The following is a 9,926-nucleotide window of genomic DNA, read 5'->3' on the forward strand; positions in this document are numbered from 1 at the left end:
CCCCCGCCCCAGGCCGGCAGCTCCCACCGGTCTGGGGCGGGGGGAGGGGACATGGGCGGGAGCGGCAACTCCGTGAGCGCATGGAGTTGGAAGAGACCTGATGGCAATGACAGCCGCAGGATGACTTGACGAAATAAACAGGCATCCAGGCGCGCGAATGCACCCAGCATCCGGTGGCGCACCATGAGGTGGGAGCGTATAGCTGCGCTGTTTCGCCAGAAGCCATGGCGACCTTCTTCAATCCCGAGGAGAGCCCATCCATGAAGAAGCGCAATGCCATCACGGGTTGGAGCGCGGCCGCCAGTCTGCTCCTGGCAGCCAGTTTCACCGCGGATGCCCAGACATCGAAGGAGCGAAAGATGCCAGCCAGTGCCGCCCAGACCCAGAAGACGCCCCCCTCGTTCAACAGCCTGACGCCCGAGGGGTACAAGCAGGTCGCCACGCGCGACGTCACCGTCGATGGTGAGCGCGCCACCCTGACCCGCTTCGAGCGCCAGGACGGGCGCAACGCGGGGCTCGGCGGGGAGCACTACAGCCTGGTCGTCGACGGCGCCGGCCTGCTGAAGGGCTTCGCGCACATGGACGTGGCCTACGAGAGCGACAAGCTGCCCTCCAGGGAGCGCACCCAGGAGATCGCCATGAACTTCCTGAAGGAGTTCGCGCCCGACCTGCTGCCTCGCATGGCGATCAGTTGGATCGAGCCCCATGGCGAGCCGGTCCGTGTCGCGCGCCAGGACCGCCCGGAGGTCACCACCGTGACGGGCATGAAGGTCAAGATGCGCAACACCGAGGACGGCCGCTGGTTCTGGGTCATCGTCGGGGCGAACGAGCGCGTCATGGTGTTCGAGCGCGACATCGTGTGGATCAACATGCCCGGCCATCGGCAGACGGAGAAGTGGCTGCACGACAACTGGCTGGCCACGCGGGACTCGAAAAAGTCGGCGCGCTGAAGCACCCGGCCAGCTCGAGGAGGAGCTGGCCGGGGGGCGTGGTGAGTCGTGGAGGCCGCCGCGCCTGGCGCTCAGCCGCAAGTGCCGCAGTCGTCCTTGCAGCTCAGGTAGTCGTTCTTCTCCCCGCAGGCCTCGGTGGGCTGGCAGATGCCATCACCGCACTTGTAGAAGTTGCGCTCGTCCATCCGCGTGGTGAGGGGCTGGTAGGTGACGCCGTTCCAGGTGCAGGACTTGTAGAACGTCTTCGACGCGTCCATGACGCAGTGGCGCTCGCACCGGCCGACGTAGACGAGCGGTGCGCAGTGGCGGCGGTCGACCCCCTCCAACTCGGGCGGGTCTTCCGTGCGGGCCTCCTCTTCGGACTCGTCGAAGCCCTTGTCGTCCCGGCTGGCCATGACCGAGCAGGCGCGGGACGAACTCTCGCGGGGCTTGAGCCGGCCCTTGTCACTCCCCACGAAGGCGCCCTTGCCGCTGAAGAGGTTCCCGAAGAAGCAGGACTCCTTCCACTGGTACCGCTTCGCCTCCTCCTCCGTGACGGGAATGGCCAGGCCATCCGCCCGACGCCCCAGCACGGAGATGGGCACCCGCATCCCGTACTTGTTCGCATGCGCCGTCAGGCACGCGGACACCACCTGCTCCTCCACCCGCGTGGCCGGCTTGCCATTGGCCCAGGCCGGCGCCAGCCCCAACCCTCCGGACCAGGTGTGCGACTGGCGCGTGGTGGCGTCCGCGTAGGTGCGCTGCTGGCCTTCCGGGACGGCGCAGTGGACGACGTACCGCATCACCATGTCCGCCAGCACCGGATCCTTGCGGAACCAGGAAACGAAGGCGCTGCTGGACAGGCCGTTGAACGAAAGCCCATTGAAGGACAGCCCGTTGAACGACAGGCCGTTGAAGGACAGCCCGTTGAACGACAGGCCATTGCCGCTCTCCAGCGACTGCTCCACGGTCCCCGTTCGCGGCGGGGACGGGTCCTGGAGTACCGGCGCTCCAGGCTCCGCGCTCACACCACAGCCCGCTGCGAACAACAGCATCGCGAGGCACGGCCACGCGCCTGAAGTGAAACGAAACCGGGCTCCCTGCATCGCCACGAAGGTCATGGGCCTTCCCTGGAAAGGTGTGGAATGAGGGCCGGCGAAAGTGAGCAGGCGCAGCGATGAGCCCTCATCACTCAGTTAGCCTGAATTCGAGACGCCCGGAGCCCCCCTGGCTCTCCGGGCCGAGGTCTTCATCCACTAGCGACAGGGCTCGCGTCGTTCGAAGAACACGGAGCCTGGATGGAGGCACTGTAATGGACGGTATCCACCGCGGGTGGTCCACTCCGGGCTTCATCCTGCTCTTCGGAGGAGACACTCGATGCGAAGCTGTTCTGGTGTGCTGTGGTCATGGGGGCTGGCCGTGACGCTGGCCTTGTCGCTGGGGGCGTGTGGTGTGGAGTCCCAGGAAGAAAAGGTACGTCCTCCGGAGGATGGGGTGTCGCAAGACGACGGGGCGTTGACGCGTGAGCGTCCGGAAGCCTCGTTGACGTGGGACCCGTATGCGGACGCGGTGGCGTCGGGCACCACGGCGACGGTGCTCAACGCTAGCGCGGCGCTGGGAGCGCCGGATGGACAGGCGGCGACGCTCCTGGGCCTGCTCAACTCGGCGCTGGTGCTGAACCTGGGTGCGGGCGAGGAAGGCACCGGTGACCTGCGTGTCTATTACCAGGGCCTGTCGCTGGCATTGGTGGCGCAGGTGGACTTCCTGAAGGCGGATGGGACCTTCATCGGCTCCAGCTCGTTGCACATGGTGGAGCTGGGCCTGGGGACCCATGTCGCGGTGGCGACGTACCCGGGGAACGTGCCCTATCGCTACGTGCGCCTGCGGGGCGCGCTCGCGCTCTACCTGGTGGACGCGGTGGAGACGTCGCTGCGACCCTTCTGTGGTGATGGGGTGCTGGGCGGGCTCGAAACCTGTGACGACGGCAACCAGCTCTCCGGAGACGGCTGCAACAGCGTCTGCCAGGTGGAACCGGGCTACACCTGCACGGGGCAGCCGAGCGTTTGCGACAACAACTCAGCGCCCATGGTCGAGGACGTCCACGCGACCACCCCCGAGGACACCTCGGTGAACATCACCATCCCCGCGGCGGACCCGGATGGCGACGCGCTTGCCTTCTCCTACACCACGCCTGGCCATGGCACCCTCACGCTCTCGGGGGCGTCGGTGACGTACACCCCGAACGCGAACTTCGCCGGAGAGGACTCCTTCCAGGTCACGGTCTCCGACGGCAAGAAGCAGGCAACGGCCACCATCTCGGTCACGGTGACTCCGATCAACGACGCGCCCGTGGCCGCCTCCGCCGCGGTGGCGGTGAACTACAACACGTCGACGCCCATTGCGTTGACGGCCACGGACGTGGAAGGGGATGCGCTCACGTTCACCGTGACGGCTCCCGCTCACGGGACCCTGTCCGGGACGGGCGCCCAGGTGCTCTACACGCCGGCCGCTGACTTCCAGGGGCAGGACCAGTTCACCTTCGAGGCCAGCGACGGCGCGCTTGCCTCCAATACCGCCACGGTCACCATCACCGTCCGAGGGCCGCCTGTCTGCGGCGACGGCTACGTCGATTCGGGTGAGGTGTGTGACGACGGCAACCGCGTCGCGGGGGACGGCTGCCGAGCGGACTGCCAGGGCGTGGAGGTGTGCGGCGACGGCCTGGTCGACAGCGTGCCGGGAGAGCAGTGCGACGATGGCGGCACGACCCCCGGGGATGGCTGCGACGCCGCGTGCCAACTGGATGCCTTTACGAATGTGCCCCCCACGCTCATCAGCGGGAATCTGAACTGCACCACGGCCAACACGAACACGGGGCGCAAGGTGGCGGTGGATGCACTGGGGCGCTTCTACGTCGTCATGAGGTGCGGTGGCGAGGTCCATGTCAGCGTGAGCGTGGACCGTGGCCACAGCTGGGTGGGGCCCACGCCCCTGGGCATCACCAACGCGGCTGAAGTCGCGATTGAAGGCGGCCCCACGGGGATCGCCTACGTCGCGGCCACCAGCGCGGGCACGGTGATATTCACCCGGACCGTCGACTCGGGAGCCACCTGGGAGGCGCCGCGAGTCCTCAGCTCGGCGGCCAACCCCACCGTCAGTCTGGATTCCAGGGGCGACGCCCTCTACATCTCCGTCTCGCAAGGCTCCGCGGGGGTGCGCGTCCTCCGGAACTTCGCGCGAGGCGCGAACGACTTCAGCGTGACGGACGTGGCCCAGCGCAATGCCTTCTTCGACGTCATCGTGGACAAGATCAGCGGAGATGTCTTCTCGGTGAGCGACGACCCCACTTTCCGCATCCGCCGCAGCAGCGACCAGGGGACCACCTTCGGCTCGCTGAGTTCCCCGCCGGGGCAGGCCTTCTTCTCGGACTGGACGGGCTCCAACGGCTTCATCTACACCACGGGCACCTCTGGGGACGACAACGTGGACGTCATCCCGGTGTCCGCGCCGGGGACGAGCACCCAGGTGCCGGGCCTGCCCACGGACGTCGGTCCCGGTTCCTTCCGGACGATTGACGCGGACGCGCTCGGCAACGGCTACATTGCCTCTCAGCGGGGGACGGGCGACATCCAGTTGGACCGGATGCTCGTGGGGGCCGCCGCGATTCTGACCACGGATGCCAGGACGGTGGGGCCAGGCGCCGCGCCAGCGGTCGCGGCGCTTCCGTCGAACGGCGGCGCCCTGGTGGCCTACACGAACGGCACCAGTATCTACGCCTCAGTCGTGGTGTACTGAATCCCTGATGCGCGCCTTCCAGCTCGTGAGGGAGGCGCGCATCCAGGTGTTCGGAGCAAAACCGGTCAATATTTGAGGCCTCCTGGATACTAGAGAGGAGGCGCACAAGCCCCCCTAGCGGACCTGGACATCAAGATCTTCAGCGACAAAGTACCCGGCGAAGCAACGCGCCTCTCTAGAAGAGGGAGAGACGCGTTGCCTCAGGCAGCGTGCTACTGATTGAAGCGCTGGCGGTACTCAGAGGAGTTGATGAAGCCGTTGACGACAGCGGTGTAGTTGCCTCCCGCGTTCAGGTCGTTCAACCACCAGTTGAATCCCTGGGCATCCGGCTGGCGCCGCAGGAAGTTCGTGAAACAGTGGGTGATGAAGGCAGCATTGTAATTGGGCGAGGACGGGTTCAGATCCGGGTCCTGCTGGCGGTTCTCTGGGGATTCGAGCAGCTCGCGCGCAATGCTGGCGCGGGTCGAGGCCAGACATGTCGAGTTCCCGTTGCAGCTCCGCAAAGCCGTCAGGTAGTTGGAGAAGCCGTAGGTGTCCGCCTTGCGATTGAGCACATCCATGTAGGTCTGCCCAAGGAAGAACTCCGAGTTGTCGACGGAGTACAGGGAATTGACGGCGGCCGTATCTCCGTAGCTCGGATACATGCTATTTCCGAAGCTCTCGCCATTGAGCGCCTCGATCGTGGGCAATGCGTTCACGGGGTCCTTCGAGAACGCATATTTATGGTAGTGCATGATGGATTTGAAATCGTAGGCACCCAGGTCGACGCTGTCGGCTGGATGCTTTTTGAACGCATGGGCATAACCATACATGATGTTCTCCTCGATGATGCGAACGAAGGAGTCACGATCCTCTCGGCTCTGCTCGTGTAACAGGCTGAGCGTATGGCCAATCTCGTGAATGGTGCAGCTCACGCTGCAATCGGAATTCAGCTCCACGAACTGCTGGCCGCCCACCCTCCCAAGCGAGCTGGAGCTCGAATTGGGATCGGTGCCTACCTTGAAGGTGACGTAGTCCGGGTACTGACCGGCGTTGCTCGCCGTTCGCAGTACGTAGCGGACGCGTGTTGTTGACCGCGTCCATTCATTGATTGCGTCTGTCACCCGCGAGGGGTTTGGCAGGGCGGGATCGATGGTGTAGGGAACCACGGCACCGAGCCAGTGGCTGTCCCCGCCTTCTACAGCCACCCCCTGTGCCTGGACGCTGCCGGCGGCAGTCCCGCCCTGCGCCTCCACCTTCCGCGTGCGCGCCACCATTTCCTCCGCGGTGCCGAGGATCATGTCTCCCTCGAAGACTGCCATCCCGTTGACCACCGCGTAGCTCACCGGCACCCACTTCCGATGGAGGCCGTTCCAGATGAATCCCTTGTGGATGGGCGCCTGGGACGACACCGTCGCTGTCTCCGGGTTCACGAGGGACGGCAACATCTCCGGCTCTGCTTCCTGGCTGCAGGCGCTGTGAAGCAGGCTGGAAACCAACAGCGTGGCGCCCAGCGCCAACTTCATGGAGCTTCGATGCATTGCGTCTCCTGGAGCTTCATTCAAGGGAGCGGGCTTCTTTCCCATTGAGGGGCCAGATTGCCCCGCGAACGGAATGAGCCGACACGCAGGAAAACGATGCACAGAATCCGAAAAACTAGGAAAAATTCCAGGGCATTGGCTGGCTCAGTGCCGTGAAGCCAGCACCCACCGCACGGCCCCGAGCGCCGCCGCGTCCGTCGTCGCCACCTCGCGACGTGAAACACACAGCGGCTGCTCACGCCCGCCACACAGCCACCGCCCGCCCGTGGCCTCATCCCGGGCCCACTGCGGAAGCGAAGCGACCAGCCCCTCCACGCCCCAGGGCGACGCGCGCGAAGCTCCGTCCTCCCGCAGCGAATTGCCCCAGGGAAACAGCCGTCCATCCGGCCCGCGCGCGGCCAGCTCCCACGCCTCCCCGGTAGGCAGCCTCAGCTCCACGCCTTCAATCCGGGACAGCGCCGCGCACACCTGCTCCGCCTGCGCCCACGTGCAGGGAGCGGCCTGCTCCGCGTCCGGGCCCGCCGTTCCCACGGGCCCCTGGGACGCCGCCAGCGCCCATGCCAACGCGGACCGGCTCAACGGCACCTTCGCGACGAAGAACCCCGGAGAGCGCACCCGCCGCAGCGTCGCGCCCGTGCCCAGCCAGTGGTCCACCGCCGGCACCCAGCGCGCCTCCAGTCCGGAGCGCCGCAACCGGTACGTGCCTTCCTGCGCCACCAGCGCCTCGGGCACGGACATAGGAGGAGGACCCAGGTCCACCGGCGTCGTGAGCGCATGCAGCAGCAGGGTAGGGTCGTCCCGCACGTCCGCGGACCCCGACAGCGCTCGCAGCAGCGGCGCCATCCGCTCGCGCTTCGCAGAACCCTCCGGAGGCAGCGGCCGGCCCGCGAGCACGTTGGCCACCAGCTCCCGCAGGCCCGAATAGAACAACCGGTCCCGGGGATCCGCGCCCTCCCGCGTGGACGTGGGCATCTTCGCCTCGCGCAGCGCTGGCAGCACCGCGCGGGCCTGGAGCCGCGCCGCCGCCACCACCGCCGTCACCCGCACCTCCGCGTCCGCATCCACCAGCGCGGAGCGAAGCACCTGGTCGATGTGCTCATTGGACGCGACGTAGTCATGGATGAGCCAGCGCAGCACCTGCCGCCGCTGCTCCTCCCCCGGCAGGTGCGCGAACAGCACCGAGCGATCCGGATGCGCCTGCTTCTCCGCCTCCAACCGCTGGAACGCCTCCGCCACTCCCGGCGGAACCAGCAGCGCATGCACGCGCTCGGCGGTCCGCGAAACACTGTCATCCGGATGGAAGCGCAGCGCCGCCACCCGCTCCAGCGACGAGCGCTCCCGCAGCTCCCCGGTGGCAAGCAACCCCAGGAGCACGTCCTTCGTCTCCGAGGACGCCAGCAGCGTCGCGAGCGCCGGGGCCTCCAGCACCGGCACGGCCTTCCGCACGGTGTTCCACGCCCCCAGCGCGTCCCGCCCGTGGAACTGGAGCACCCGCAGCTTCAGCACCGGGTTGAACGAGTACTGGAGCTCCGTGTCCGTCGCGCGGTGCACGTACACCACCAGCTCCGGTTCGCCGGGGATGAGCGGGGGCGTCTGGCTCTCGGACTGGAGGAACCAGCCCAGCGCCTCCAGCACGCGGTCCAGCGCCTCGAAGGCGACGTCCGGCCGGGCGACGAGCGTGGGCGCGTGCATCAGGCGGGCTTCACCAGCGTGTGCAGCGCCTCACCGACCCGCGCCACCGGAAGCTGCTCGAAGCGCGTGAACCAGGCGCGCGCCGCCCAGACCAGGTCGCTCCACGTCCCACGCTCCGCGGCCTTGATCATGGGAAAGCCCTCCACGAAGGACTGCCACGCGGGCCGCACGTCGTCCGCGGGCGCCTGCTGCTTCATCGCCGTCGCCAGGTAGCGGATGAAGCCCTGGACGTCGACGCCGAACTGCTCCCCGGGTGTGAAGGTCCCGGGCAGCCTGCCCCCGCCCACGAGCTTCGCCGCCAGCTCCGGCTCTCCCAGACAGAGCGCCACGAAGCCGCAGCGGTAGGCCAGCGGATTCTCCTGCCTCCGGGCCGCCTTCGCGAGGGACTCCAGCCACGCCTTCGCGGCCGACGCCTCCACCCGCCCCTGTACGGCGCCACACACCTCCGCCGCGTTCACGAACGAGAGGACCTGGAGCGCGACGCGGGGCGGATCCACCTTCTGGAACAGCCGGCCTGCCTCCGCGAGCGCCGGCTCGCACAGCGGGACAATCTGCTCGGCCGCGGCACGGGCTTCCCCGGGGCCCACCAACACGATGACCGAGGCCAGGCTGTCCGCGAGCAGCGTCAGCTGGGGGACGGGCTCGTTCGCCTTCGTGAGCGCCAGGGCCGCGTAGCGCTTCAGGAACGCCGGCGCATGCGCCTTCTCACCCCACTCCGGGGAGAAGAGGCCGGACCACGTGCCAGGGGTGCTGTTCGTCGCTGCGGCCATGTGCTTCCTCCACCCCGGCTCAACGCTGCGGACGTTGCTTGAAGACAGCCATGTGGTGGTTCCACAGGGCGCGGTGCGCATCTTTGACGGGCGCGGCGGCGCGCTGCAATCGCTCCAGGAGGCCACCGTCCCGTGCCGCCTCCCGCAGCTTCGCGACGAACCGCGTCTCTGTCTTCAGGCCCGCGTCCTTGTCGCGCTTGAGGCGCGCCAGATTGCCTTCCTCCCAGGCCTCGAGGTCCAGCTCCCGCGCCAGCGACAGCAGCGTGTCCACCTCCGCCTCGGTCCGGGTGAAGCGCTCCAGGAACTTCTCCACCGTCCCGTAGTCCTTCTTCTCCTCCGGGGCTCCGGCCTCGGTGAGCAGCAGGCTCTTGGCAATTCCCACGTCCAGCTTCGGGATGCTCCGCACCGGGGCGTCACAGAAGGGACAGGCGGACGGCTCCTGCACGACGGTCCTGCGCCCTGCCTCCAGGTCCACGCGGTTGTGGACGGTGAAGGTGGAGCCGCACACGTAGCAGGTGATGGAGACGGAAGGAGCGACGCGCATGTCGGGACCTCATCATGGAGGGGACCAGCGGGCAGGCAAGAGATCGATGAGGCGGCGGCCGAAGCTCTCCGCATCTGCTTCGATGGGCTGTCTGAAATAACGCGGGTCCCCGGGGCCGTAGTAGTGGCCCCCCGAGCCGGGCAGGTTGCGCTGCCACCGGCTCGCGAACGGATGCGACTGTCGCCCCAGGGAGTGCTGGTACGCCTGATAGGCCTGGTAGTAGTGGCGCGCCTCGTGGACGGCCGTGCCCACCGCATCGCCCACGTCCAGGTTCTCGCTGATGACGAGGGAGCCCCGCTTGAGCAGGGGCACCAGCCGGCCCTGGGGCGTCTGCCCGAAGTTCCACTCCATCCAGCCGAAGTCTCCCGCCGCCAGATTCTGGAAGTCGACCCTCGGACGGCGCGACCTCGGGACGCCCATCGCATCCATGGTCGCGTCCACCACGCGGGTGATGGCGCGCTTGCGGTCCCGCAGCGACAGCGTCCCGAACGTCGCGGGATCCAACTCCGGGATGTCCTCCAGCGATGCGCGGAGGTCGCGCAGCTGGGCCAGCTCGAAGCGCTTGAACCGCCGGCTCGACCAGCTCCTCGACAGGCTGATGTCGAAGTCCCCCCAGCCCAGCACCGAGCCCCCAGGCCCCGGCTTGCGCACGCGCTGCGCGGTCGTGAACGTCTCCAGG

8 protein-coding genes are annotated in these 9,926 nt (G+C 67.6%); 2 read left to right on the top strand and 6 right to left on the bottom strand.

Going from position 1 to position 9,926, the window contains the following annotated elements; translation table 11 throughout:
* Nucleotides 1–224: 224 nt before the first annotated feature.
* Entirely contained in the window at nt 225–950 is a 726-nt protein-coding gene (locus D7V93_RS28695; protein ID WP_208723178.1) for a hypothetical protein, read from the top strand.
* Nucleotides 951–1,021: 71 nt separating this feature from the next.
* Here the strand turns inward: D7V93_RS28695 and D7V93_RS28700 are convergent, their stop codons facing one another.
* Nucleotides 1,022–1,984 (bottom strand): hypothetical protein, encoded by a 963-nt coding sequence (locus D7V93_RS28700; protein WP_244237570.1) that lies wholly within the window; start codon nt 1,982–1,984, stop codon nt 1,022–1,024.
* Nucleotides 1,985–2,306: 322 nt separating this feature from the next.
* On the opposite strand from D7V93_RS28700, the gene D7V93_RS28705 reads away from it, so the two are divergent.
* Nucleotides 2,307–4,721: an Ig-like domain-containing protein gene (locus tag D7V93_RS28705; protein ID WP_120646424.1), complete on the top strand. Its 2,415-nt coding sequence runs from the start codon at nt 2,307–2,309 to the stop codon at nt 4,719–4,721.
* A 212-nt stretch (nt 4,722–4,933) separates the two neighbouring features.
* Here D7V93_RS28705 and D7V93_RS28710 read toward each other — a convergent pair whose 3' ends face one another.
* The 5 genes from D7V93_RS28710 to D7V93_RS45250 form a co-directional block, all read right to left on the bottom strand.
* On the bottom strand, nt 4,934–6,226 hold the full coding sequence (locus D7V93_RS28710; protein WP_158623883.1) for a M12 family metallopeptidase: 1,293 nt from the start codon (nt 6,224–6,226) through the stop codon (nt 4,934–4,936).
* Nucleotides 6,227–6,385: 159 nt separating this feature from the next.
* Nucleotides 6,386–7,933, bottom strand: coding sequence for a formylglycine-generating enzyme family protein (locus tag D7V93_RS46195; protein ID WP_208723179.1), 1,548 nt, complete (start codon nt 7,931–7,933; stop codon nt 6,386–6,388).
* Nucleotides 7,933–8,703 carry a hypothetical protein gene (locus D7V93_RS28720; protein ID WP_120646426.1) on the bottom strand — a complete coding sequence of 257 codons (771 nt, stop codon included), beginning with the start codon at nt 8,701–8,703 and terminating at the stop codon, nt 7,933–7,935. Before D7V93_RS28720 ends, D7V93_RS46195 begins: the two co-directional genes overlap by 1 nt.
* A gap of 19 nt (nt 8,704–8,722) precedes the next feature.
* Nucleotides 8,723–9,247, bottom strand: a complete 525-nt coding sequence (locus D7V93_RS28725; protein ID WP_120646427.1) for a hypothetical protein — start codon at nt 9,245–9,247, stop codon at nt 8,723–8,725.
* A gap of 12 nt (nt 9,248–9,259) precedes the next feature.
* On the bottom strand, nt 9,260–9,926 hold a 667-nt coding region (locus tag D7V93_RS45250; RefSeq protein ID WP_158623884.1), incomplete at its 5' end, for a hypothetical protein.

Origin of the sequence: Corallococcus llansteffanensis (assembly GCF_003612055.1) — a bacterium.
In the GTDB taxonomy this organism is placed as follows: domain Bacteria; phylum Myxococcota; class Myxococcia; order Myxococcales; family Myxococcaceae; genus Corallococcus; species Corallococcus llansteffanensis.

Bases quoted from the DNA above. Each gene is read 5' to 3' on its own strand.
- D7V93_RS28705 (WP_120646424.1), top strand. From the start codon at position 2,307: ATGCGAAGCTGTTCTGGTGTGCTGTGGTCATGGGGGCTGGCCGTGACG.
- D7V93_RS28700 (WP_244237570.1), bottom strand. From the start codon at position 1,984: ATGCTGTTGTTCGCAGCGGGCTGTGGTGTGAGCGCGGAGCCTGGAGCG.
- D7V93_RS28710 (WP_158623883.1), bottom strand. From the start codon at position 6,226: ATGAAGTTGGCGCTGGGCGCCACGCTGTTGGTTTCCAGCCTGCTTCAC.
- D7V93_RS46195 (WP_208723179.1), bottom strand. From the start codon at position 7,933: ATGCACGCGCCCACGCTCGTCGCCCGGCCGGACGTCGCCTTCGAGGCG.
- D7V93_RS28695 (WP_208723178.1), top strand. From the start codon at position 225: ATGGCGACCTTCTTCAATCCCGAGGAGAGCCCATCCATGAAGAAGCGC.
- D7V93_RS28725 (WP_120646427.1), bottom strand. From the start codon at position 9,247: ATGCGCGTCGCTCCTTCCGTCTCCATCACCTGCTACGTGTGCGGCTCC.
- D7V93_RS28720 (WP_120646426.1), bottom strand. From the start codon at position 8,703: ATGGCCGCAGCGACGAACAGCACCCCTGGCACGTGGTCCGGCCTCTTC.